Raw genomic sequence first — 25,420 nt, forward strand, 5'->3', positions numbered from 1 at the left:
ACTTCACCACACGGTGGAGGACCTTCCCATGAGTAATTTTTTTACCCTTTATGAAAAAATTGCAGAAGAAAGAATTCGAGAAGCCATGGAACGGGGCGAGTTTGACAACCTGCCCGGCAAAGGCAAACCAATTGTTCTTGAAAACGACGGCCACATCGCACCCGAACTCCGGATAGCTTACAAGATTTTAAAAAACGCAGGATGTCTTCCTCCTGAAATGGAGATCAAAAAGGAAATTCAGACCACCGAGGAACTTCTTTCGGGGATAAAGGACACCCAGGAAAAGTATCGTCAGATAAAAAAGTTAAACTATCTGATAATGAAGCTGAACACGATGCGCAGGGTTTCACCGCTTCTCGAGATGGGTCAGTATTATTACGAGAAAGTACTCGATCGAGTTGCACCACCTCGTAAAGAAGGACATGAAAACCGGGACAGTTGAAATTCTTACTTATCTCTCCCACAAAGGAAGTTCTGAAGCCGGTTTGTGCAAAGGACAGGAGATCGAAGGCTCAGTTCCCCTGATGAAGAAATCCCATCTTGTGGAAGGACAATAAGGAGTTGCCGCAGCACCCGATGCTTCGCATATTTCCACTCCGACCACGCCATTAGGAGGATAAAAGGGCTGGGGGTTCAAAAAAGGACTGATTTCTTTCATAAAGTGGGCCCATATCTTCATGGCACCTGAAGCCCCGCTCAGTCCCGTGGGTTTATTGTCATCATATCCTATCCATGCAAGAACCACCAGATCCGTAGTGTATCCAACAAACCAGGAATCCCTGTAATCACTCGTGGTTCCCGTTTTGCCGGCGCAGGGGAAATCTATCCCCATGGCCTTCAATCCCCGGGCAGTTCCCCTCTGCACGACACCTTCAAGAATGCTGGTGATCAAGAAAGCTTCTTCGGGAGAAATGACCTCACTCCATTCAACATGTTTTCTCTGCTGACGGTTACCTTCCGAATCAAAAACTTCCTTTATGGAAACAAGAAAAGGCCGATCCCCTTCGTTGGCAAAGGCGGTATAAGCTGCAGCAAGCTCAAGAGGCGTGACCTCAAAAGCTCCGAGAGCAAGAGACGGATATGCTTCGATAGAGCTTTTAAAACCAAACCTCCTTAGCATGTCAATTACCCTGTCAAGACCAACGGTCATGGCCAGGCGAACTGTCGGCACGTTTAGGGACTGTTCCAGGGCATCTCGAAGCATCACTCGACCTCTAAAACGCCGGTCGTAGTTTTGAGGACTCCAGACCCGACCTCCCACACTTAGGGACAGAGGCTCATCTTCGAGCCAGCTGGCAGCTGTCCACCCTTCGTGAAGGGCCGTAACATAAACAAAGGGTTTTATGGCCGAACCCGGCTGTCGTTTTGCATAAAGAACCCGGTTGTAGGTGCTGGTTGCATAATCACGCCCACCGACCAGAGCCCTTATGGCTCCCGTTTTGGGCTGTACGGCCACCAGAACCGCCTGCAAAGTTCTCTGATCTTCCCCTGCTCTCTTTCTTTTCTCCAGGTCCTGAAGTACCTTCCGAACGGAAAACTCGGCCTGGACCTCCATTTCCGGTAGCAGACTCGTGTAGATCACGAGCCCTTCTTTTTCCAGCACTTTAGGCGGATAAAGCTCTTTCAGTTGCTCCATCACGGTGTCAACGAAATAGGGAGCCCGCTTTACAGGCTGATGGATGCGAAAAGCCGAGACGGGTTCTGCTGATGCCTTTCTGAACTCTTCTTCGGAGATCATGCCCAGCTCGAACATAATCTGCAAAACCGTGTTACGCCTCAGGCGAGCCCTTTCGGGATGTTCGTGAGGGTTGTAATAATTGGGAGCCTTGATCATGCCGGCAAGCGTTGCCGCTTCGGCAAGGGTGAGATCCTCAACGTTTCGGCCGAAGTAATATCGAGCAGCTTCTCCCATGCCGTGGATGGCCACCCCTCCGCGCTGTCCCATATAAATCTCATTAAGGTACATCTCCAGAATTTGATCTTTGGTAAACTTGGTTTCAATTATGACGGCAATTAGTGCTTCAAGGAGCTTTCTTTTTATGGTCCTTTCGGGTTCAAGAAAGTAGTTTTTGACAAGCTGTTGAGTGATGGTCGAGCCTCCCTGAACTATCCTTCCCGCCTTGATGTCCACCCAGAGAGCTCTGAGAATGCCGACCAGGTCCACACCCCCGTGGCTGTAGAACCGGCGATCTTCAACGGCAATTACCGCATTCTTCAGGTAATCGGGCACAGAGGAAAGGCTCACGAGAATTCGGCACTCCCTCTCCGAACCGTACAATCTGGCAAGCTCGACCGGTTCCAGTTCGTAGTAAACATACGGTTTTCCATCGTTAGACCTTATCTCCTCGAGCGTGCCCTTTGAAAAACTGAAAACCACCTTTCCACCCGGAAGCTCCTTTCCGGGAAAGCTGAATTCCCGAAACCAGACCTCCACTCTGTTTCTGCCGACGATGTATTCTCCCGGTGCCCTGAAGGTCCTACCCGCCGGCCTGTAAAGTCTCATTTCAAGCATCTTCACCAGCATATCCGGATCCAGCTTCTGACCCTGATAAAGGATTAGCGAGTCGGAGAATACGTAAGATGGTATGCTCCACAGGCGGCCGGCAAACCTTTCCTCAACCTTCCATCCGAAATACACATAGAGTCCGACAGAAGCCAGCACCATAGCCAGTAATAGGCAGAGCAGAATCTTAAAAATCGATCTTACTGAAGCCATTTTGCTCCGTTACTTTCTCTCCAGTAAAGCAACACATTCTATATGCGGAGTATGAGGAAACATGTCAAAAGGATAAACTTCCAGGAGTCTGTATGAATCGGCAAGCATCGACAGGTCCCGTGCGAGGGTTGCAGGATTGCAGGATACCGCAACCAGTCTTCGCGCTTTTACGTCTTTTAGCCCCCTGATAACCTTCGGATTCATACCCGCCCTCGGGGGATCGGTAATGATCACATCGGGAACATCCGTACTCAATTCCCTGATAACTTCCTTGATATCACCGGCATGGAAGGTGCAGTTTTCAATGCCGTTCAGTTCCACGTTGACGTAAGCATCGGCCACCGCTTCTTCAACCAGTTCAACCCCCACCACCCTTCGGGCATGAGGTGCAACGAATATTGAAATGGAGCCGGTCCCGCAATAGAGATCCCAGACGGTCTCACCACCGGTCAGGCCCGCACACTCGAGGACCTTGCCGTAAAGTATCTCGGCTCCCCGTGGGTTCGTCTGGAAAAATGAATTGGGAGAAATTCTGAACCTGAAATTTCCCAGTCTCTCTTCAATATAGCCCTGTCCAAAAAGAACGATGGACGACTCACCAAAGGCTACCTGAGAAAGGCTATCGTTCGTCGAGTGCACAAAGGTTGTCACCATTCCGGTCTTTTCCAGCATCTGCCCCAGGGCCTCGATCGTACCGGCAGCTTCATCGTTAGTCGTGGTTATCAGATGTATCAGGCGCTGGTCTGTGTTCTTTCCCTCTCTAATAACCAGGAAACGCCAAAATCCTTCCTTCCTGTTAATGTCGTAAGCAGGAAGTCCGCTCCCCCTGCAAAATTCTCTAACGGTTTTAAGAAGATCCACGGCCTGTGGCGATTCCAGGTAACACTCTTCAACGTTAAAAACCCTGTCAAAGTGCCCTTTCACATGAAGACCAAGCCCGCAGTCCCTCTTAAGTTCAACTTCTTTAGCTATTTCATCGGGTCTGAACCACCGTCTGGCAGAAAAGGCAAATTCCATCTTGTTTCTGTAATACAGGGTTTCCGGCGAAGGCGTTATGGGCCTAACCGTCGATGCGTCAAGATTTCCAAGATGTTCAAGTGTCTCTCTTACGAGACGTTCTTTCCATTCAAGCTGTCTGTCGTAGTTAACACGCTGCCAATAACAACCGCCGCAATAAGAAGCATGGAAGCAAAAAGGCGGGGATTCGTCCGGAGACGGTTCGATTACTTCCAGTATCCTGGCCTCGGAGTAGCTCTTCTTCTTTCTCGTTACCTTCACCCTCACGGTGGCCCCCGGGATGCCACCGTCAACAAAGAGCACCTCTCCGTTTACCCTGGAAAGGCCTTTCCCCCCTAACGCAAATTTCTCGATTTTTACAATCAGCTCTTTTCCAGCCTTAATGGCCATATCTTTCGGGACGATTCACAACTAGCGGGTTTCCACGAGCTCTCTTATAGCACCGGCAATCTTGCTCAGCTCACCCAGCCGTTCCCTGGCCTTTTCAAGGTAAGGTAAAGCGGCCGGGTTTTGATGCTTACCCAGTGCCTGAGCCACCCAGTTAACGACATAAGGATTTTCATGCTCCGTCAGTTCCACCAGTATGGAAAAGCTCTCGTCACAGACGATATTTCCGAGAACCAGTATCAGGCCAACCTTAAGTTCGTCAAAGGCCTTGTGAGATTCTATCACCTGCCTGATGATCGGAACAGATCTCTCTCCAGCTTCCTCCAGATGCTTGAGGCACATCTGGGCAAAAAAGGGAAATCTGAACATTGATAGTTCGGCAAGGAGGCGCAAAGACCTTTCGGTTCCCGGAGCGGCAATTACTTCGGGCACAAAGAGGCTTGCCCAGGAAAAGTAGTAGGCCAGCGGCAAAACGTAAGGATAAGCATCTTCCCCGTAGCTTTTTATCTGCTCTATTACCGAATCAAGGGCTTCTCGCCTTACCCGATAACCTTCCTGGTCTCGCTGAGGAAATCTTTTAACGTCGTTGGCGGTCATAAGCTCCGCACTCAGCCGTTTCAACACGGGATGGTTGCCTTCGGGAAACTCCTTTGAGTAACTGCCGGCCCTTTGAGCAATCCAGAATTTTTCCAGCCACGTTGAGGGCGAGTAAAAATGAACCACCGTGTCATCCCGGTCTCGCTTGTGCTGGCCGTGCTCCTGATAGTAATCCCTTTCTTCCAGAGCCACCTGCCAGCGCTTTCTGGCAATGACGAGCGCATCATCGTAACGCTGCCGAACCATAAACACGGTCATCAATATGTCGTGAAGGCGGTCGTCTTCCGGAAACTCGGTCAGGAGTTTTGTCGCCAACCTTTCGGCCTTTCCAAAGTCCATAGAGAGAAGCAGGTCAAAACCCCGCTGCACTTCTTTTTCAAGAAACTTCTTCTTTCTTGCTTTTTCTTCCTGTTTCAACCAGCGGTCCCTGGGGAGTGTCTTTCTGATTTCCTCGTGTAAAGGCATACAACACTTCTTATACTTCTTTCCCGAGCCACAGGGACAGGGATCGTTTCGAGATATCTTCTCGCCAGGAAGACTTTCCATAGCGGCGGCACGCCGGGCAAGATGCTGATATTCGCCGATCCGTCTCTCCAGTTCTTTTCTGCCGATCCCATATCGCAGACACACATTTTCCGCAGTTTCACCTTTCAAATAGGCATAAACAGGAGCAAAACGATCGGAAGCATTAACCGACATCCTAGAATCCTCCATGAAATCTCTTCTCCTTTCTCAAAATTCTTCCGGAGAGCCTATATGACCATGCTTTTTCCTTTGTGTCAAAAGGAAGGACTTATTAAATTTAAAGGCGAAGACTAAGCTTTCTCCGGAGTGGAAAATCGATGGATCCTATAACCCACGGCGTAAGCGGGCTTATTGGAGCAAAGTTTTTGAAGCTAAAATTTACCATTCCCGCCCGTTACGGATGGCTATTTTTTGTTGGAGCACTTTTACCGGACATAGATAACATCGCCGGTTTTTTTGGAAGAGAAGCATATATAGTTCATCACCGGGGATTCACTCACTCTCTTTTCTTTGCCCTTTTTTTTCCTGCCCTTGTCGCTTTGCTATTAAGGCTCCTGTCATCAAAATGGAATGTCCTTACCACCTGGATAACCCTAACGACGGCAATGTTTATTCACATCTTTCTGGATGTTATCACGTCTTACGGGACGCAGATTTTTCTACCCTTCTCAAGGCATCGCTTTGCCCTGGACTGGGTATTCATTGTAGATCCCCTGTTCACGGGCATTTTGATAATACTCCTATCACTGTCACGCTGGAAGCAGTCCGCAACGACCGTAGCCCTGCTGACCCTGTTCTGCTACCCGATGATTTGCGGGGCTATGGGCCTTGTTGCAGAACGCAAAATCAGCTCAATACTGCCACCGGCCTTAAACCATCGCGTGATCCCCGAGCTCGGCACCCCTTTTTACTGGAAGGTAATTGCGATAAATCCAGGCTCATACAAAATGGCGAGGTTTTTCCTCCCGGGAATGAAAATTGAGGGGCCGGAATACGAATTCGCAAGGGCAAACTTCTTAAAAACGGCAGAAAAGGATGCATCCATTCCCAGGACCCTCAGGGTTTATGATTGGTTTGCTATATTTCCTTTTCAAACTTCTGCAACCAATCCCCATAAAAATCTCATATTAGGGGATCTCAGATTTGTAAGCACCTGGCGTGTCCCGGAAAAGGTTCAGGATATTCCCTTTTCGCTGGTTGTTTCCCTGGACGATAGCGGAAAGATAAAAGAAGCTTATTTTATCGAATAAAAAAGGCCCCTTCGGGCCTTTCTTTTTCCTCGCAGGCTTTCATATATGATACACCGCTATAGACTGTTAACGTCGATATTTCTTATGAACCGCTTTACATCTTCCATCCACTGCTCAAGCCAGGCTTCTCTGTCTATTGACCGATCCTTTCCTTTTTTCTCTTCTTCCGGCGCAACACCGGTCACATTTTCCCCGGCGGGAGCTTCTGAAGCAGTATATACATCCCTGCCGTTCGATTCAAAGCTTATATTCTTCACCCAATCAAATCTTTCTCTCATCTCAAAAACCTCCTGACCAGTCCATTATTCCTTTTTGACTAAAAGGTAAGCAGATATGCGGGTTTGTAAATCCTCAGAAAAGGCAATGAAGGGGCTTTCTGGGGGATCAAAAAAGAAATGGCGGGGTCGACCGGATTTGAACCGGCGGCCTCCGGCGTGACAGGCCGGCGTTATAACCTGGCTTAACTACGACCCCGCTCTGGTGGGCGGAACAGGACTCGAACCTGTGACCCCCGGCTTGTAAGGCCGATGCTCTCCCAACTGAGCTATCCGCCCTTCCTTCCTCCGGGCAAGCCGGGGTTGGACCCGAAGGCGACTTTCCATGTAATGGAAAAGACGGACTCTGTCAAGTAATTTTCATATCAAAAACTAATCAACAACCAGTTCTCGGCCGAGCAACACAAGGCCCACAACGGCCGGGATAAAAAAGTAAAGCAATCGATAAATCATTACCGCAGCAAGGCTTTTTTCATAATCAAGACCCATCAAATAAAAAACCCCGACCATAGATCCCTCGTAAATCCCAAGACCACCGGGAATTAACGAAATCAGCGATACCAGAAGCCCTGTGCAAAAACCAACGATAAGAAGCTCGGGGCTCACATTGTAGTGTACTGCCAGAAAGGACAAATAAAGACATCCGAACATCAAGACCCAGTCGGCCAGGGCGTAGGCAGCAGTGCGGGCAAGTCCTCCCGTTGATTTCGTAAGAAACAACATTGACTCATGAAAACACCGAAAAGCTCCGTCCAACCTTGAAAAAAATCCTTTTATCCTGCCGGGGCCGGGTACAACCTCGGCAATCTTTTTCAACAAGAGCCAGCACAACTCTCTCACCCGATTGCTTACGACGACGGCAGTACACAGAAAACCGAAAAAAAGAGCACAGCAAACGATAAAAAACACGGGAATTGCAATTCCCCCCGTAAAGATTTTTAACCTTACCGTAAAAAAACACCCGGCTACGACGATGAAAACGGCTATCGTGTTGGTAAAAAAGCCGTGTATTACGGAAATGGACAGGGTCTCTCCCGCCGGGATCTTCTTTTTAGAAAGGAGATATACCTTTACGGTCAGTCCGCTTATACCGCCAACAGACATAACATAATTTACCACCGTCGAAACGAAGGCTATCAGGTATGCGCTGGCTCTGGTTAGATTCCTCCGGGTTGCCTTTATCAGGGTTTTCATTATTTCTCCGATGCAGATGTAACTTCCAACAGAGCAGGCAAAGGCGCCGGAAAACCATAAAGGATCAGCCTCTTTCAAATAGCCGACAACTTCACCAACGTGGGCCTTCTTAACCACCCATCCAAGTACCAATAAACCCGCGAAAACGGTTACCCAGAACCGCCTCTTCAGGTAAAAGAACTTCACGATTTTTCGTTCCCCAAAAAAGCCCTCCCTTCTTCCCGATAACCCATCCCAACCAGAGGCCTTATCGGACAGGTTTCAAGGGCTCTCTTGATTTCTTCCACATCCTTTTTTGTGCGAAAAACCCATTGAGAAGGCTCGGTAAAACAATAAACGGCAAACTCACACTCACGGCATTCGGCTTTGCTAGAGATGTCCATCACTCTTTCCCGTCGTCTTTAAGTTTTTTGAGATATTCGTCCCATTCAAGGGGCAGAAGGTATTTCTTTTTGGCGTTACATTCTTTACAGGCGGGGACGATGTTTCCTCTGGTTGATCGACCACCCCGTATTATGGGAACAATATGGTCCATTGTGAGTTCCGAAGGAGGAAAAGATCTGCCACAGTAATGACAAATCCCCTGAGAAATCTTTCTCTGCCACCACCTGCTTTTTTTTAAGGCCTTAGCTTTTTCTCTTTCCCGGTTGACGAACTCCGGAGAAACCTCGACGACAAAAAAGTACTTCTCCATATCCTACATGCCCAGCATTCCCTTTTTGAGCTCCTCCGAGGCCGGCTCTTCCCCAAACCATATTGCCCAGAGAGCCTTCATAAAATCACTCCCGGGAATCACGCCTTTAGACCTGCCTTTAACGATAACCTCAGTTCCCCGATTCGGAACATAAACCACTCGTACTTCTTCACCCTTCACCACGGGTTCGTCAAAAAAGCTCACGAACCTATCGATCCGTTCTTTCAAGTCACCCCCGTAAGATTCAGCAGTTTTTTTGAAACCTTCAACCCAGCCTTCACGCCACTTTTCCGCATCAACCTTCTTGTAAACAACCTTCAAAACCACTGCCTTCGGAACATCCATCTCAATTACCGCCCGGCTATCTCCAGTCTTCTGAGGCAGATAAAGCCCACCGTAATAAACCTCCACAAAAAACTTTTTGCGTATTCCCACTCCGTTAAGGACACAATCGGTATCCCCAATGGTTAACCTGTCTTCAAAGATCACCCCTTTGAATTCCAAGGCATACCCATAAAAGGATACAAGGGAAAAGAACAGCGCAGTGAATAATATAATTCCCCTCCTGCTCATAAACCTACCCCTCCGTTCTGTTAAGGCTTTCCATCATTTTCCACTTTTCCAGAGTCTGCCTTGCAAGTCTTAAGGTCGCCCCATCTATCATTTTACCATCAACGGAACATGTTCCCCGCCCTTCTTCCCGGGCTTTTTCGTATTCTCTCACAATCTTCAGGCTTCTTTCAACGTCTTCAGGGGATGGGGCAAAGAGTTCGTTGATTATCGATAATTGATCAGGATGGATAGCCCATTTTCCGTCGTAGCCCAATCCACGGGAGATGAGGCAGGAGCGCCTTAAACCTTCGATATCTTTGAAGTCTCCATAGGGGGCATCAACGGCCATAAGACCCGCAGCCTTGGCCGCCATAACCAGCCGACTCATCGGGAAATGCCACCTGTGACCCGGATAAAAATCCTCCGCTTCCCCATGGCCGCTCACACCTACCGCCGGAGCTCCCACCGAGGACGTATAGTCGGCTATGCCGAAAACCAGGGTTTCGAGTCGCCGGGAACTCACAGCAATATCTTCCACAAGTATCATCCCTTTAGCGGTTTCCACCGATGCCTCAAGACCTATCCGACCGGAAGGAAAACCGCAGTTCAGCTCAATCTGACCGATGAAATAATCTACCGCCTTCACCTCACAGGGATCCTCAACCTTGGGAATCACTACGGTGTGCAATACCCGTCCGCATTTCTCCACTATGTCAACGATGTCACGGTACGCCCAGGGAGAGTCCATGGGATTTATGCGCACCGATAGAGTAGGAGCCCTCCAGGTTCCGTTCTGCAATGCCGATATAACCAGCTTTCGGGCTTCATCTTTCTGATCGACCGGTACGCTATCCTCCAGGTCGAGCATAACCACATCGGCGGGAAGCCTTCGGGATTTTTCAATCATTTTTTCACGATTTCCCGGAACAGACAAAATAGATCTGCGCAACCGACAGGGGCGCTCCACGGCCATAACGTTCTCCTCGCAGAAAGCACTCAAAAGCGGTAAGGGAGAGACACCAGGAATGCCTCTCCCGCAAACTCAACAGTTTATCAGGCTTTCAGGCGTTCTTTTATGGCAGCCTGAGCGGCAGCGAGCCTTGCAACGGGAACACGGTAAGGCGAACAGCTTACGTAGTCCAGACCTATCTGATGGCAGAATTCAACAGAGGTGGGTTCTCCACCGTGTTCTCCACAGATGCCTATCTTGAGATCCGCACGGGTCGATCTGCCCTTTTCAACCCCGATCTTCATCAACTGTCCCACTCCGTCCCGGTCTATTCTTTCAAAGGGATCGTATTCCCAGATTTCCTTCTCCAGATAATGATGCAGGAACTTCCCGGCATCATCACGGCTTATGCCGTAAACCGTCTGAGTAAGGTCGTTCGTTCCAAAGGAGAAGAACTCGGCTTCTTTAGCTATCTCATCGGCAGTAATAGCCCCTCTCGGAACCTCGATCATCGTCCCGACAGAATAGACCACGTGAACTCCCTGCTCCTGAAAAACCTGGCAGGCCACTTCGTCAATTACCTTCTTCTGATTTTCCAGCTCTTTTACATGCCCCACCAGAGGGATCATAATTTCCGGCTTTACCGGAATACCTTCTTTCTGAACTTCGCAGGCGGCTTCGAATATGGCCCGAACCTGCATGGCCGTTATTTCCGGATAGACTATCCCCAACCTGCACCCACGATGGCCCAGCATTGGGTTCGCTTCATGAAGAGCCTCTATCTTTGCCCAGAGTTTCTCGAAGGGAACGCCCATGGAGCTGGCGAGTTCTGCTGCCGTTTTTTCATCAGCAGGCAGAAACTCGTGTAGAGGCGGGTCCAGAGTTCGGATCGTCACGGGAAGACCCTTCATAACCCTGAAAATTCCCTTAAAGTCTTCCTTCTGCATGGGCAGAAGTTTCGCCAGAGCCTTTTCCCGTCCCTCCTGGTCATCGGCCAGTATCATTTCACGAACTGTGTCAATGCGCCTTCCCTCGAAAAACATGTGTTCGGTTCGGCATAATCCGATACCTTCCGCTCCAAAGGCAATGGCCACAGAGGCCTGATCGGGCTTATCGGCGTTGGTTCTGACACCCAGCCTGCGATAACGGTCCGCCCACTCCATCAGTTTTGCATAATTCCTGTACACGATTGATTCTTCCGGCTTAAGAGATTTATCCACCACCACCCGCACGATTTCAGAAGGCTGAGTGGGAATCTTGCCCTCGAAGACCTCTCCGGTCGTGCCGTCAAGGGAAATCCAGTCACCCTCACGAACGATCCTGCCGTTAACGGTAAACTGCCGTTTTTTGTAATCTATTTCCAGAGCTCCACAGCCGACAACGCAAACCTTACCCATCTGCCTGGCAACGAGGGCGGCGTGAGAGGTCATACCACCACGGCTTGTAAGAATACCCTGAGCCGCATGCATACCCCGAATATCCTCAGGGGAAGTCTCCATCCTGACGAGTATTACCTGTTCGCCTCGCGATGCCCATTCTTCTGCATCGGGAGCATTGAAAACCACCCTTCCGGTTGCTGCACCCGGTCCCGCATTCAATCCCTTTGCGAGGAAAGCCCCGTCAGCCAGTGCCTTTTCTTTGCTCTTCAGGTCAAAGGTCGGCCTCAGAAGCTGAGTTAACTGCTGAGGCTCAACCCTCATTACGGCTTCTTCCTCGGTCAATATTCCCTCTTCAACCATCTCAACGGCTATCCTCAGAGCCGCAAAAGCCGTTCGCTTGCCCGATCTGGTCTGAAGCATCCAGAGCTTCCCACGTTCGATTGTAAACTCGACATCCTGCATATCCCGGTAATGACGATCCAGAAGTTTTCTAATCCTCTCGAGTTCCTCATAGACCTCAGGCATGGCTTCTTCAAGAGAAACAGAATCGGGATCGGTTTTCTGGGCTTTGTTTATGGGCTGAGGAGTTCGGATCCCTGCAACAACATCTTCACCCTGAGCATTAATAAGATATTCACCATAAAGAACGTTTTCCCCAGTGGCAGGGTTTCTCGTGAAGGCCACCCCTGTTGCAGAATCAGGCCCCATGTTTCCAAAAACCATAGCCTGAACGTTTACGGCCGTCCCCATATCATCGGGTATATCGTTGAGCTCCCGGTACGCAATGGCTCGAGGATTATTCCAGGATTTAAAAACGGCGCCTATTGCCCCCCATAACTGCTCTTCCGGATCGTCGGGAAAATCGATACCAAGCCGATCCTTTATCAGTTTCTTATAAAGAGTCACCAGCTCCTTCAGGCTTTCCGGATCCAGCTCATTATCGTAAGTTATGCCCTTTCGATGCTTCAGTTCCTCCAGAACCTGCTCAAATGGGTCCACATCATCCTTACCAACCGGCTTCAACCCGAGTACCACATCACCGTACATGGCTACAAAGCGCCTGTAACAATCGTAGGCAAATCTTTCGTCCCCCGTCTTTTCCGCAAGTCCTCGAACAGTTTCATCGTTAAGCCCCAGATTCAAGACCGTATCCATCATACCCGGCATGCTTATGGGAGCACCCGATCTGACCGAAACAAGGAGCGGATTGGAAGGATCACCGAATTTCTTGCCCATGATCTCTTCAACCCGCTTCAGGGCATCGTTTACCTGCTCCTTCAGCTCGGGAGGGTAGGTTTCCCCATGCTCGTAGAAATACTTGCACACCTCCGTTGTGATGGTAAAGCCGGGCGGTACGGGAATACCCAGATTTGCCATCTCGGCAAGATTCGCTCCTTTTCCTCCAAGGAGCATCTTCATTTTTGCATTGCCTTCGGTCTTATCCCCTCCAAAGAAGTAAACATACTTCTGCGCCATGGTGCCCACTCCCTGATGTTTCAAGCTGTAAACAGAATAGATTCAGCGGCACAAAACCCAAGTAACGAGGTTATATTATTGAAGAACGGGAAAAACACAAGAATTTAAGATTCATCGACTTCAAAAGCAAAAAGAGGCCACCTTCTCGGCAGCCTCTTCTTTTTGCTGATTTGAAAAAAATTTTATAAATAACCGGAGTTTTACAGCTCCAGCCAGGAATCAGAATAAAGGGTATGGCCGAGAATTACCCGAGCCGTCTTTACATAATCTCGCTCTTCCTTAGTAAGAGAATCCATATCGATGGGTTCGCCGTCTTCAACTTTGTGGACCAGAGCTTCCAGCTCGGGACGTTCGCCTCGAGCAATTGCATGAAGCTCTTTGTCAAAACAGTCAACTATGGCGGATTGCATATTCCACCGCTTCCAGATGATCAGCATAACCCTGTTAAGTATCGGTCTGAGGTGCTCCGGAGCCCCGTTGGATACGTTGGACAGACCTATTGTCGAACTGCAACCGGGAGCAATATCGGGAAACATCTTCATAAAGGCCAGAGCACTCATTATCTGATTTTGCTGCACGTTTACCGGTGTCTGAATGGGATCAACGTAGATCCTTTCAGGAGGAATCCCCATCTCCGTTGCCCGATATACTATCTCCGCACAGAGTGCACCTCGCTCGTTCTCATCCCTAGGCATCCCCTCAGGTCCCCAGAGAAGAGCAACAAACTCGGCGTCATATTCCTTAGCCAGAGGCAAAAGCGCATCCATCCTCTCAGGTCGCACCATTATTGAGTTGATCATAGCGCGACCCTTTTTATGAGCCTTGAGCCCCGCTTCAATGGCCTTTATGTTAGAAGTGTCAAGGGCACACGGCAGATCGACGACCTCATGAATAACCGGAACAAGCCAGCTCATAAGCTCTTCGCCATATTTGCCGGCCGGACCTATATTGAGGTCTATATAGTCCATTCCCGCTTCAGCCTGCTGGATGGCAAGCTCCTGTATCGTCTTCTTGTCCCTTTCCTTAAGGGCCTTTCCGTACTTCTTGCTGACAATATTAAGATTTTCTCCGATAAGCTTCATAGGACACTGCCTCCTTAAAAATTTACGTCAATTTTTCGAAAACCGTCCTTAATGCTAATTAAAAGCTTTCCACCGGGGAGGAACCCCGATGGAATTAAAAATTTATTACTCAGGCTTGAAAACCTTGAGGAACTTGGGAATCTGGCTGGCTTCTCTGGGACCTACCACAACGTTCCAACCGCCGAGCTCTTCTTCAAGTTCACCGCTGATGGCCGCCGCATATCCGGGAATCACTATGCTTTTATGCTTGATCTTATCACCGATCCCGCACTTCTTAACAAACATTCCCACGTCTTCACCGCTGAATTTACCGGCCGCCCATGCCGTCATAACGGAAAGACCCTCGGTATCCTTGACAAGCAACCAGGCAGGCTGACGGCAGGCTTCAATCTCACCGGACACGATGAAGTAGGTAAGTGAGAAGTTGCAGGTAACCAGAACGGGAGAATTTTCGTCGGGGTTGTTTATCGGATAGATGCCGGGTTCCGTCGTCATCGGACGCTGCGGGTCGGTAAAGATGTTAAGCCTCTGCAGCAACAGCGGATAGACAGAGTGAGGCTGCAAATCACTCAATATAACAATTCCACCGTATTTAGCGATAAAGGTTGCGGCAACCAGGGTTTCTTCCTCTAGAGATGAAGCCATTTCATTGGCAAAAACTATGGTCGGAAAGCCAAGAGGACGAAAACGATCAACCAGAGCCGCACGACGAATCATAACGTTGTGGGTGAACTGCGTCTTCAGATCTCTGGCGCCCGTATCAATGACGACATCCTTTATTTCCATCTTGAGCAAATTCTGAGTGATCTTTATTACGGTATCCAGCTGACCGTCCCCGCGAGCAACAACGGGACAACCGTACTTTTTCGCAAGAGGCGCCATCTTGGGCCCGTTTTTCATGGTAACCGCATAAATAAGGGGCTTTCTGTCCTTGGCAACCTCCAGAGCAGCCTCCATAACCTGCGGATTCGGCGACATGAGAATCAGACTGGCATCGGTCATCCCCATGATTTTTTCTACAAAAGCCTTAAAGTTTGCCGGATCATTGCTTTTGTCGAGGAGCGCAAAAAGCTCGGGGCGCATCATCACGCCCACGCGCTCAAACTGCAGGGCTTTGAACCTCTCAATCTTACCCTGAATGGATGCGTCATCCTCATCACTGGTAATAAGGCAACCTATGCCCGTGGGATTGTTGAAGGTCTTTTCATGGCGGAACTGCACCAGCTCACCACCCACTTCGATGGCATAATCGCCGGTTCCAATGTTAACCGTCCGTATAGGCGGTGCGGATTGTTCAGCCAGTATCTTCTTGGTCTCCTCGGATACATAAGGACACTGATCCAGCTCGGCCTTACCCGATGCCAGGTTCATGGCAAAAGCAAGACAGGTAGGCGCACCACACTCGCCACAGTTTGTCTTGGGCAGAAGCTTAAAAATTTCAATTCCCGTCATTCCCATAACCGAATCTCCTCCTCACCGTTTCCCATCACAGATAACAGGTGTGGGGGAATCCCCCCCACACCGACTTATTTCACAAAGAACTACCAGCCTTCACCTTCACCTTCTTCGCTTCCCCACTCGGCTTCGCCTTCTTCTTCACCCCATTCGGCTTCACCGGCCGCTGCCTCTTCGGCGGCAGGAGCAGCCTCTTCGGCAGCCACGGCAGCCTCAGGCATAGCCTCTCCGAGAATGGGAGGCATCGACAGAGCAGGATGCCCTACTTCTTTCAGGAAGGGAAGAATTTCCTCTTCCGTCACACCCTGTTCTTCAGTTGCAATCATATCGATGAAGTTGGGGATACCTATCTCTTCGCCTCGCTTGATGAGCCGCTCCCTGATCTCCTCTTTGAGCATCTTGGGCATCCACACCAATCTCTTGATTCCACCGTCACCGGCAATGAACTTCCTCTGGGTGATGTTGTACTTGCTGTGACCCACGAAGCCGGGCGTGACCTGACCGCCGCCGATGGTACCCGCCAGGGTCGTGAACTTCATACCGCAAGGTGTCATGCCCGTGTACTCACGGTTCACGGTCATGACGCCGTTACAAAGCGGCAATACCGCTGCAATACATTCACAACACCCACAGGTTGTCATGGGGTCGTGGACAACGCTGTAGAAATTGTAGCTCTTGATCGCTCCTCTCGAAGCCTTTTCAACGAACTCATTTACACCCTTAAAGTTGCCCAAAACGGGATCGAGCACTTCACCTTTGGGAACGGGCTGGTTGGGACCTGTGGGGTTTATTTCGTATGAAGCTTTGCAGTCAAGCCAGTTATAGGCACCACAAAGACCGGTACGTTCGGGGCTTACCACGCAGACATGGGTCGGGGCAAAGGACTGGCAAAGCGTGCAGGAGTAGAATATTTCCGTTGTCTCGTCGGTCATTCCCTCAATGCGCTCGTCACGAATCTTGTACCTCTGCTGAGCCTCTTTGAGAAGCTCTCGAACCTTATCTTCTTCCGTATAAAGGGTTACCTGACATTTATCGAAAATAGCCCCGAAGTCCTGGTGGAACTTAGCGTGAATGATCTTCCCAATGTGCTCAAGGGTGAATCCTTTTTCCACAGCAGACTTGCTGATACGATACCAGGCAATGTCCCTCTGGCCTATGTGCATCACACCCTGAGCATAGTTCACAAGGTGATGGATCTGTCGCTCAAGAATCGGCTCGTAGTCCTCCTGCATCTTTCTTCCGGCAACCTCGACCACCACTCCAAGAGGCAAAACCGAACCCGGTTCAACATCCTTAATGTCGGGACCAATAACGGTCACCTTTCCGTCTTCCACGGCGTCCATATCCGCTATCTTGACCAGCTCAAAGCAGGGAGTCTTGCCACCACCGCACTCGAGATAAACATCGTCTTTACGTACACGCTCACCCTCAAAGGCCGGACCATAAGCAACAGGAACGGGAACTTCGGTCACCGTAACCTTAAGACCTCTCACCTCGATAGATCTGGAAACAATCTGATCATGAGGAACATTGGCCACAACGTGCTCGTAAGTGCAAACACCGTGGACCAGAATTTCCGGGATATCCGTATCGGCTATCGTCGGGAATCCCCAGTTAATGGCCCCGGCAGCATTGGCCGCCCACTCAGCATTTACATCGCCCAGGGCATTTACGAAGGCAAAGATACGATCCTTGTTGTACTTAAGGATTCTACGGTAGTCACCGGGTTCAATACCTCCAAAGGCCATAGCCGCACGATTTGCAAAACCGAGAGCAAAAACGGCAGCAGAGATATCCGGACCGAAGGGCACTAGCCGGGTGGACCAGCCAATCTGGACCCCTGCCTGAATCAACTGTTCCGTAAAGGTGGTGCCGTACTGATTGGCGCACATAAAAACGTAAAGATTCTTCTTCTGATATTCCTCGGCAATCATCTTGGCCGTCTCGGGATCGGGGGCAGCTCCAACAATCGCCGCAAAACCCGGCGCCGTACCGTCAACGAACTCAACGCCGCGCTTTCTCATGATGATGTCATCTGCAGCACCAAGCCAGATTTTGCCGTTTTCGATGTCGGGATCCTCATGGGGATAGTAAAAGTCGGGATCTTCCACATAACGAATTGCTTCAACAACTTCTTCGGCAAAGAGAGCCGCCATACCGGCATCAAGGATATTTCCAAGGTACGGTGTGAAAATACGCTTGCTCAGGTGAGGCGGCATGAGTTCCCAGCAGCGTTTGAAAACAAACTCGGCATCACCGAGCTTTTCCACCTTATGACCCAGAATTGAATAAATTATGGGCAGGTAATAGGCCGTGTTCGGGAACCCAATGGGTTCATTGGGTCCGAACTTGTCCATAGCCTGCTTCCACTTACCTTCGGCCTTTTCGACTATATTGTAAGCTCCCTGTATTACGGCAAATGCTACTAACCTCGACATAGCTTACCCCTTTTCTTAAGGATATTTTCGATACACTCCGTGTATCCAGAATCTTCCAAACCATAAAACCCCAACCTCCATTGGTTGGGATACAGGGGGTTCCGCATCAAAGCAGAACCCCCGGATAATTACACAACATCGAGAGCACGACGATCCGCCATATCGAAGAGCTTTCTTTCTCTTGGGCCCATGATGCCGAGGGCCTCACGCTTCTTATCGATATGGGCGATCATCTTGTGGGCCATTTCAATGGGATCCGTTGCAAATCCCCATTTGCCAAGACCCATCTCTTCAAGCTCTTCAAAAAGATGCTTGTGGAACTTCGTACCCTCTATGGTCGGGAAGGTTACACCGAATACGGTGTAAACGCCCGAAGCCACAAAATACTGCCCAATGCATATGGCCTTTTCACTCATGTACTCAGGAGCCGCACCGGCAACGGGAAGATCTGCAATGCTTTCCCCAAGACCGCCAATCCTGACCATTTCGGCACAGGCAATAAGAATTCTGCTGTTATCAACACAGGAGCCCAGTCCCAGAACAGGTGGCATACCCACGGCTTCACAAACCTCTGCAAGACCATCCCCTGCAAGCACTGCCGCATCGGGCTTCATAAGACCCGCTTTGGCCAGAGCAATCTGGGAGCACCCGGTCTGAACGACAAGCACGTTGTTCTTGATAAGCTCTTTTACCAGCTCAACATGGACCCAGTCCTGACGCACTCTCGGGTTCGTACAACCAACAACACCCGCAACACCCCTTATCTTACCGTTTATAATATTTTCGTTCAGCGGCTTATAAGAAGCCCGGAAGGTACCTCCGAGCATGTAATTGATGTATTCGTGGGAAAAACCATGCACTCCGAAGTCCCGCCGGGGAGGAATCACTATCCTGTCGGGTCTCCCGTTCTTAAAGCGCTCAATCGCCATCTCAACTATTTTATCCGTGCACTTACGGGGCTCTCTTTCATGAAACTCGATGTGCTCAACGCCCTCAATCTTGCACCTGGGATTGGTCGTAAACAGACGGGTTCCATAGCACTTGGCTACGGTCGAAAGTCCCTGCTTGATACACTGAACGTCCACGGCCATCGCATCAACAGCGCCGGTAACCAGAACAGCTTCGGTACTCATAAAGTTTCCAGCATGAGGAATACCATGACGGCTAAGCGCCTCAGCACCAGAACAACACATACCCAGGAGCTGAATCCCCTTTGCTCCAGCTTCCTTGGCCTTTTCAATCAATTTGGGATCATTAACCGAATCTATCATAGACTCAAAAAGATTGGGTTCGTGGCCGTGCACGATTATGTTTACATGGTCTTCCTTGAGGTTACCCATATTGACGGCCGCAACCAGAGGCTTGGGAGTTCCGAAAAGGATGTCGGAAATCTCCGTCGCAACCATAGAACCGCCCCAGCCGTCGGCAAGAGCCGTTCTGGAGCATTGCAATACGATATTCCTGTAATCCTGATCCACACCCATGTGACTGCGGTGCATGAGTTCCATAATTTCTCTCATGGCACCCCGGGGAACGATCCCGAGCTTCCTCCAGGTCTCAAGAGTCTTGGGAGGTACGCGCTTGGCAAAGGGAATTTCACCCTCAACCTGTGTGTAAGTTTTCTCCAGCTCATGATAAAGTTCTTTAGCAATTTCGAGAGTTTCCTTACCCTCAACCTCTATACCCACACTCTTTGCAACTTCTCTGAGCTTAACCTCATCCTTAATTTTGTAATCTTTAATCTTACCGTTCACGACATCCCGAAAGACATCCAGCATCGTCATACCGTGGTCGGTGTGAGCCGCAGCACCGGAGGCAACCATTCTCGCAAAGTTACGGGCGGCAATTGTGTCAATCGTGGCACCGCAAACACCAACGCGAGAATAGGGATCCTTGGGGTTCAGACGACAGGGTCCCATGGCGCAGTGCTTACAGCAGGCAGATTCCATACCGATCGGGCACGGCTTCATCTCGGCCGCCCGGAAGAAGGCGTTATCCACTCCTTCTGCCGCCGCCTTCTGGAGCATCATAAGGGTGGATTCACAGGTGGTAAATTCCTTCAAATTGTACTCTTTTTTCTTTTCTTTCTTTTCAACCTCAGCCATACCTTCACCTCTTCTACCCCTTCCTGGGGTCTTTTTAATGCAAATTCATCAAAACTAAGCCATCATCTTTTCTATGTAATCCTTTACCAACTTAACCGTATCGGGATGCCTCAAGATGACTATGTCAGATCCCGCCAGCAGGTAACTCACAGCAGTTACCGCTTCCATCAATACGGCTCTCGTCTTGGCATCCCCGAGTTCAGGGGCTTCCTCTGTGGTCTGATTGGCTTCCTTTGTTTTCCAAACTTCTATTGACAGATTGTTCACAATAGGATTGGCGAGTTTGTCGTCACCCTGAGCAAGCGCAGCCTGAGTAATTCGCTCCATGACCGAATAGGTGTATTCAAGCCCGTAGCCAAGGGCACCGGTGGTGGGGTCGATGAGAATCTTATCGTCCTTCACTCCGAGGTTGCCCAGCAGGACGTTGAGCTGCTTTGCCAGGTTAACGTCGATGGGCGTGGAAGCAACCACCACATGATTGTATCCCATACAGGCAGCACCGATCTGCTTATGGTCTCCTTCTTCCACAGGAGCGAGCGCCAGGTTCTTCCCGGAACACTGCTCGGCAACAAGCCTCATAACCTCTATGTCCTTCTCGTGATTCGCTACACCCCACACGATAACCGGAACATCCACAGCATCCACCACCTTCTTCACGACAGCGGCAACTTCTGCAGCAGGTTTGTTGTCGGCATTGGGGTCTGCACTTCTCGTCTGAAGAGCAATGATCTCTGCCCCGTATTTCTCCACGCACTTCTTTGCCCACGCAACGGGGTCATCCAGTACGTCCTTAAAGGGCTCTTTTGCCGTCTCAGGCCACTCATCGCCGGGATTCTTGTCCCAGACCTCCATTGCTACCCTGGGCGGATTCGGCATCTCACCCTCAAAGGTGTAAAAGGGGAAACAGGATCTGCCACCCACCGTAACAGCCTTATCGCCCACACCAAGCGTAACCTGCCGAACGGCTCCGGTATACTTTTGTTTTGTCGGTTCAAACGCCAAGGTAGTACCTCCTTTCTTCTATACAAGTTGACTTTCCACCCTTGCAGATTTCAGTCAAAAAAAATGCCCGAGCCCCCGGCTCAGGCCAATAACGCTCCCTTCCTCGCTTCGCCTTTACTTTCCGGGTTTTAATTTGAATCATACACCTCATTTCTCAACTCAATCCACTATGGCAGAAACTAAAAGAAGCTCCTTTCCGGATTCGTGCACCAGGTTACAATTGACCTGCATCTTCAGGTTACATTTGTTTACGGAATCAGCCATAAAGTGTCAAGTCTTATTCTTGTGAATTTAGCATCATACTGACGGTCATTCCAGAAAGTGATGTATAAGTCAGAAACCGCTGGGAATAATTCTGTATTTTCTGGCTTCTTCGGGAGTGCGAATTACAGGATCGTGCTTTTTTTCACGATGTATCCGCCTTACAACCAGTTCATCCCCTTCCCACACCAGCTCCACAGTATAATAAGGAGTAGACAGGGCAGACTGCTCAAGAGGCAACCTGAAACGCATAACCCGCTCTATAAGGCTCTTACTCCATCTGTCCGGAAAATAATCATAAGGCCGGAATCTGAAAGATCCGTTCATTATCATCTCACGAACAACCACGTGACGAGGCGGAGCAACAACGGCCTTTCTGAGTCTCTTTTCAACAAGATTCTTAAGCCTCTGAGATCGCTCGTCCGATACAATCTGAGTCGGATAGATATCTCCGTCGGGATCCTTCCCAAAGTTTCTGCGGACACTCAACAAACCCAGCTTATCCCTGAAAATCTTTCTGGCATCCCAAAAATCCAGATCGGTAAACACATGCAAAGGATAGCCTCTTCTTGAGGGATGGGCATAAATAATCCTCGCCATCTTCACTCCTCAGCGGCATCCACAGCCGCAACCACACTCACCATCATCCTCAATATACCCCACGTGGGAAAGGCCATAGCGATCGATAAGGTTGTTTATCTCTTCACCGTAAACGTAGTGAACAATGTACTGCTCAATCGCCTCGATTTTATCCACGCAGGGCTTCACCACTTCCTCAAGAAGAGAATAACTCTTAGAAACGCACAGGGTATCCAGCTTGTCGCCCTTTTCAGAACTCATAACACAAAAAGGAAACCACGCACCATGAGAACCCTTAAGAAAAGCAACGTAATAGGTCTTCCAGGGTTCATTCTCCCTGCGAAAATCTTCAACGCTCATAAGTTTCATCCTTTAAGTCCTCCCACGAGGGCCGTAACCTTTCATGCAAGTTACTAATAACCTTTGCGATTACGAAAGGCAACGAAAAGCAGACAGAATCAATAGAGTTTGACTTCTCATAATGGATTGGAGTAAAGAGAACACGCTCCGAAATAAACGGCAAAATGGGAGGAGGGTTATGGCCAGACATAAAAAAATCGAGCGGAGGCGAGAAATCGAGCGCAGGAGACGACGCAGAAGAAAACGGCTTAAACTGAGAGCTCGCGGGCTTCTACAGGCGCAAACAGAATCCACGGCGCAGCAAACCGAACCGGTGATTACCGATACGGAAGCTTCCACCCAGGAAGCCGAAGCATAGTCCAAACAAAAAGGTTAAATGTTATGGGAATCCAATCAGGGGCTGCAACGATAACCTTTTTCCATGTACCCGATCCCATTACGGAGGATTTCTGGAATTACATCGATGAAAACCTCAAAGCCGGGATCTTCAGCCCCTGTGGTGAAGAAGACGTCCGAACATCCGGTTTCGTCTCCTGGAGCGATCTTTTCTCAATTGATCTGGATCATGGAGGTTATCGAAAAGGCGAATACATAGTCTTTCAGTTTCGCATCGACGAGAAAAAAATCCCATCGATGCTCCTAAAACAGCATTTAAAGGAAGAAAAGCTACGTTTTACAAAGGAGCGAGGACGGCCCCCCACTCGATCAGAACAGAAAATTTTGAAGGAAGCCGTTGAAAAAAAATTAATAAAGCTCACTTTTCCGATTCCACGGGGTTGTGAAGTCGTCTGGAACCCTTTAAGTCGTGAACTGATGCTGGGCACAGCTTCTTCAGGGGTCATAGAAGCCTTTCTGGCTCATTTTGAAAGGTATCTCAAGCTGTTCCCTGTACCTCAATATCACTTAAAGTGGGCACTCACAATGGACGATGTCCCTGCTCAGGTGAAGGACTCCATAACCAAGCTTGTCAACCCTTCGTCCCCCACCGCTCTTAAAGAAGGTATGTTTCTGGGGTACGAGTTTCTTACCTGGCTGTGGTTTCGAACAGAAGCGTACACCAACGATGTAAAAGTTGACGATTCACGCCACGGAAGCATTTACCTGGGAGATCGAATAACTCTGGGAGTGCCTCTCGAAGGCACGGAAAAGGTTACCTGTACATCTAAAAAGCATCATCTCGATGAAGCTCGCGTGGCCCTGGCATCGGGGAAAAGACCTGCAGAAGCACAGTGGTTTATGCAGGTAGCCGACAGAGAATACACCTTTACGCTGGATGCATCTCTTTGGAGCATTAAGTCCCTCAAGTTCTACATTAATACTCCCCCTGAAGGCAACGATCCCGACGGTATCTTTTTTAACAGGATATTTTGTATTGAAGAGGTTCGGGCTTTCTTGAGAAAGCTTTACGGGGAATTTCTCAATTTTAGATTTACAAGTTCCTGGCAGGATGATGTTTTGCCTGAACTTAACCGATGGATTATGAATTTCAGAAGGGGTAAGCCAATCTCCGAACTCAAAAATGTTGACAACTAGTTAAACGGAATCAACCGTTCGGTTCCTCTTAATAAGTTCTTTAACACGCGAAGGCCCTCCCAGGAACTTTTCCAAAAGCAATAAAATCTGCGTCGTGCTTCTCCACCGTTTTTGAGGTTTCACTTCCAGACATTTCATAACGATCTCGACAAGTTCATCGGGTATCTCAGGCCGCCATACTTGAGGCGGCATGACCTTCTGGTCACAATGAAGAATTTCATGTTCTTCAACCGATTCAGCCTGGAAAGGCACAGCGCCGGTGAGCAATTCGTAAAACAAAACACCGAAAAGATAAACGTCCGTTACAACCTGCGGCCTCTTGTCACTCCATAAATAAGTCCGAAATTGTTCGGGTGCCCTGTAGGGAAGAAAAGCTATCGGTAGGTTTCTGGGGCGTGTATGTGTAGGACACCTAGATTGTAGTAATTTCCATAATCCACCGTAAGCCAGATAAACCCTGCCGTTACCGTTAAGAAAAACCCGAGATGGACGCAGATCAAGGTGATAGATTTTCCTTTTCACTCCATCGGCCCCAACATGGAGATGTAGATAACCCAGCCCTTCGAGTATCTGATAGGCAACAAGGCAGGCCTTCTCCATAGACATAATGCCCTGCTCGTTAACGTATTCGGCAAGGCTTTTCTCATAATGCTTTCTTATTAAAAAAGGTATGCCGTTAACCTCGGCCAGATCGTAGGGTATATCCAGAAAATCACAGGACATCATGCGGCATGTGTAAGCCCACTCCGCAATGTCCACAAAGGCAACGCATCTGTTCCAGGGCTGAACAAGCGTACAGGCGGCAAAAGTCTCCCCGCTTTCCTGACAGTACGCTTCAAACACCGCATGAGTGCGCCCGACGTATAAGAGGTCTTTTAGCACATAAGTGTAGGTATTATCCGAAAGAGGTTTTCCGTCTCGGCCTACCCAGGATTTCGCCACGTTTCCGATGAAATCCGTAAAAGATTCGAACTGTTCTGCGAGGTCGGGAGCCGTTAATTCGTAATCAATAGCTTCAACCTTCTGCATTCCCGAAGAAACACGGGCCAAGGTAGCGGCCCTTTTTCGATGGACTTTCTTTTGTTGACATCTGGTTATCTTGTCCAGAATGCGCTCTTTGTCCGACGAACTCAGCCCCGGTGTTGAATATACAATTTCGTAGAAGCTTATAGCCTTATCGATGTCGCCTTTCTTTGCGGCACAATCACCACAGAGCTCGTAGCACTGCTCAACGGAGTAACCCGTTGCCGCTATCTCCTGCAAAACCTTGATTGCCTCATCCCATTCCTGAATTTCTATCAGGGTCCTGGCGTAGGCCATTTTTTGTTCCGGGTCGAATTCCACAGTTTCATTCGTGATACTGCTCTCCGCTTCAATCCGTTCTTCCTCATCTGCTGGTTTCTCGGCTCTAACGCCTGAAACACTTTTTATCGCCTGAAAATAGTACTCTTTCTCATCCTCCGAGAGATTACCTTCCTGAACCTCCCTGATTAAATCTTCTGCAAGTTGATCAACGATCTCCAAAAGGCCCTGTTGGGCATACAACCGAAGTTCTTCGATTTTTCGATCCAGTAGTTCCCTGGCGCTCTCCATA

The 25,420-nt window shown here is 49.3% G+C and carries 22 protein-coding genes and 2 tRNA genes; 4 read left to right on the forward strand and 20 right to left on the reverse strand.

All coding sequences use genetic code 11. The features are described from left to right. Positions 1 to 28 precede the first annotated feature (28 nt). Positions 29 to 442 (forward strand): DnaJ family domain-containing protein, encoded by a 414-nt coding sequence (locus BM091_RS00415; protein ID WP_093392565.1) that lies wholly within the window; start codon positions 29 to 31, stop codon positions 440 to 442. Between the two features lie 9 nt (positions 443 to 451). On the opposite strand, the gene BM091_RS00420 is transcribed toward BM091_RS00415, so the two are convergent. Genes BM091_RS00420 through BM091_RS00430 form a run of 3 tightly spaced genes read right to left on the reverse strand, consistent with a single transcriptional unit; the run spans position 452 to position 5,431 of the window. Further along, positions 452 to 2,716 (reverse strand): PBP1A family penicillin-binding protein, encoded by a 2,265-nt coding sequence (locus tag BM091_RS00420; RefSeq protein WP_093392567.1) that lies wholly within the window; start codon positions 2,714 to 2,716, stop codon positions 452 to 454. 9 nt (positions 2,717 to 2,725) lie between these two features. After that, entirely contained in the window at positions 2,726 to 4,123 is a 1,398-nt protein-coding gene (rlmD, locus tag BM091_RS00425) for a 23S rRNA (uracil(1939)-C(5))-methyltransferase RlmD (protein ID WP_093392569.1), read from the reverse strand. A gap of 21 nt (positions 4,124 to 4,144) precedes the next feature. Beyond that, positions 4,145 to 5,431, reverse strand: a complete 1,287-nt coding sequence (locus BM091_RS00430; RefSeq protein WP_143083072.1) for an SEC-C metal-binding domain-containing protein — start codon at positions 5,429 to 5,431, stop codon at positions 4,145 to 4,147. 128 nt (positions 5,432 to 5,559) lie between these two features. Between BM091_RS00430 and BM091_RS00435 the strand changes: the two genes are divergently transcribed. Continuing rightward, complete coding sequence (locus tag BM091_RS00435; protein ID WP_093392573.1) at positions 5,560 to 6,492, forward strand: metal-dependent hydrolase; 933 nt, start codon at positions 5,560 to 5,562, stop codon at positions 6,490 to 6,492. 56 nt (positions 6,493 to 6,548) lie between these two features. Here the strand turns inward: BM091_RS00435 and BM091_RS00440 are convergent, their stop codons facing one another. The 16 genes from BM091_RS00440 to BM091_RS00515 all read right to left on the reverse strand — a co-directional run bounded on the left by BM091_RS00440 (position 6,549) and on the right by BM091_RS00515 (position 22,302). Next, a complete protein-coding gene (locus BM091_RS00440) occupies positions 6,549 to 6,770 on the reverse strand; it encodes a hypothetical protein (RefSeq protein ID WP_093392575.1) in 222 nt (73 codons plus the stop codon). Positions 6,771 to 6,888: 118 nt separating this feature from the next. Continuing rightward, positions 6,889 to 6,966, reverse strand: a tRNA-Asp gene (locus BM091_RS00445). A 4-nt stretch (positions 6,967 to 6,970) separates the two neighbouring features. After that, positions 6,971 to 7,046: transfer RNA gene (locus BM091_RS00450), tRNA-Val, on the reverse strand. 93 nt (positions 7,047 to 7,139) lie between these two features. Beyond that, positions 7,140 to 8,147 carry a lysylphosphatidylglycerol synthase transmembrane domain-containing protein gene (locus BM091_RS00455; RefSeq protein ID WP_177193462.1) on the reverse strand — a complete coding sequence of 336 codons (1,008 nt, stop codon included), beginning with the start codon at positions 8,145 to 8,147 and terminating at the stop codon, positions 7,140 to 7,142. Continuing rightward, a complete protein-coding gene (locus BM091_RS00460; protein ID WP_093392579.1) occupies positions 8,144 to 8,344 on the reverse strand; it encodes a hypothetical protein in 201 nt (66 codons plus the stop codon). Before BM091_RS00460 ends, BM091_RS00455 begins: the two co-directional genes overlap by 4 nt. Continuing rightward, a complete protein-coding gene (locus BM091_RS00465) occupies positions 8,344 to 8,655 on the reverse strand; it encodes an HNH endonuclease (protein WP_093392581.1) in 312 nt (103 codons plus the stop codon). The genes BM091_RS00460 and BM091_RS00465 overlap by 1 nt, the downstream gene beginning before the upstream one ends. A gap of 3 nt (positions 8,656 to 8,658) precedes the next feature. Further along, positions 8,659 to 9,228 (reverse strand): chalcone isomerase family protein, encoded by a 570-nt coding sequence (locus BM091_RS00470; RefSeq protein WP_093392583.1) that lies wholly within the window; start codon positions 9,226 to 9,228, stop codon positions 8,659 to 8,661. A 4-nt stretch (positions 9,229 to 9,232) separates the two neighbouring features. Continuing rightward, on the reverse strand, positions 9,233 to 10,180 hold the full coding sequence (locus BM091_RS00475) for an HpcH/HpaI aldolase/citrate lyase family protein (RefSeq protein ID WP_093392584.1): 948 nt from the start codon (positions 10,178 to 10,180) through the stop codon (positions 9,233 to 9,235). Between the two features lie 80 nt (positions 10,181 to 10,260). Then, the gene (gene ppdK / locus BM091_RS00480) at positions 10,261 to 13,011 is read right to left on the reverse strand and encodes a pyruvate, phosphate dikinase (protein ID WP_093392586.1); all 2,751 of its coding nucleotides are present in this window, start codon (positions 13,009 to 13,011) and stop codon (positions 10,261 to 10,263) included. Positions 13,012 to 13,211: 200 nt separating this feature from the next. Beyond that, positions 13,212 to 14,093 carry a dihydropteroate synthase gene (locus BM091_RS00485; protein WP_093392588.1) on the reverse strand — a complete coding sequence of 294 codons (882 nt, stop codon included), beginning with the start codon at positions 14,091 to 14,093 and terminating at the stop codon, positions 13,212 to 13,214. Positions 14,094 to 14,198: 105 nt separating this feature from the next. After that, entirely contained in the window at positions 14,199 to 15,551 is a 1,353-nt protein-coding gene (gene acsC / locus BM091_RS00490; protein ID WP_093392590.1) for an acetyl-CoA decarbonylase/synthase complex subunit gamma, read from the reverse strand. Positions 15,552 to 15,634: 83 nt separating this feature from the next. Next, a complete protein-coding gene (gene acsB, locus BM091_RS00495; protein ID WP_093392592.1) occupies positions 15,635 to 17,986 on the reverse strand; it encodes an acetyl-CoA decarbonylase/synthase complex subunit alpha/beta in 2,352 nt (783 codons plus the stop codon). Between the two features lie 128 nt (positions 17,987 to 18,114). Beyond that, the gene (cooS, locus tag BM091_RS00500; protein ID WP_093392594.1) at positions 18,115 to 20,091 is read right to left on the reverse strand and encodes an anaerobic carbon-monoxide dehydrogenase catalytic subunit; all 1,977 of its coding nucleotides are present in this window, start codon (positions 20,089 to 20,091) and stop codon (positions 18,115 to 18,117) included. Positions 20,092 to 20,145: 54 nt separating this feature from the next. Next, the gene (locus tag BM091_RS00505) at positions 20,146 to 21,093 is read right to left on the reverse strand and encodes an acetyl-CoA decarbonylase/synthase complex subunit delta (protein ID WP_093392596.1); all 948 of its coding nucleotides are present in this window, start codon (positions 21,091 to 21,093) and stop codon (positions 20,146 to 20,148) included. Positions 21,094 to 21,426: 333 nt separating this feature from the next. Next, a complete protein-coding gene (locus BM091_RS00510) occupies positions 21,427 to 21,954 on the reverse strand; it encodes a hypothetical protein (protein WP_093392598.1) in 528 nt (175 codons plus the stop codon). A 9-nt stretch (positions 21,955 to 21,963) separates the two neighbouring features. Beyond that, a complete protein-coding gene (locus BM091_RS00515; protein ID WP_093392600.1) occupies positions 21,964 to 22,302 on the reverse strand; it encodes a hypothetical protein in 339 nt (112 codons plus the stop codon). A gap of 169 nt (positions 22,303 to 22,471) precedes the next feature. Between BM091_RS00515 and BM091_RS00520 the strand changes: the two genes are divergently transcribed. Both BM091_RS00520 and rdgC read left to right on the forward strand, forming a co-directional pair. Beyond that, complete coding sequence (locus tag BM091_RS00520) at positions 22,472 to 22,651, forward strand: hypothetical protein (RefSeq protein WP_093392602.1); 180 nt, start codon at positions 22,472 to 22,474, stop codon at positions 22,649 to 22,651. Between the two features lie 23 nt (positions 22,652 to 22,674). Then, a complete protein-coding gene (gene rdgC, locus BM091_RS00525) occupies positions 22,675 to 23,826 on the forward strand; it encodes a recombination-associated protein RdgC (RefSeq protein WP_093392604.1) in 1,152 nt (383 codons plus the stop codon). Here rdgC and BM091_RS00530 read toward each other — a convergent pair whose 3' ends face one another. Continuing rightward, positions 23,827 to 25,419 carry a protein kinase domain-containing protein gene (locus BM091_RS00530; protein ID WP_093392606.1) on the reverse strand — a complete coding sequence of 531 codons (1,593 nt, stop codon included), beginning with the start codon at positions 25,417 to 25,419 and terminating at the stop codon, positions 23,827 to 23,829. It abuts the gene before it with no gap. Between the last annotated feature and the right edge of the window lies 1 nt (position 25,420).

Source organism: Thermodesulforhabdus norvegica (assembly GCF_900114975.1).
Taxonomy (GTDB): Bacteria; Desulfobacterota; Syntrophobacteria; order Syntrophobacterales; family Thermodesulforhabdaceae; genus Thermodesulforhabdus; species Thermodesulforhabdus norvegica.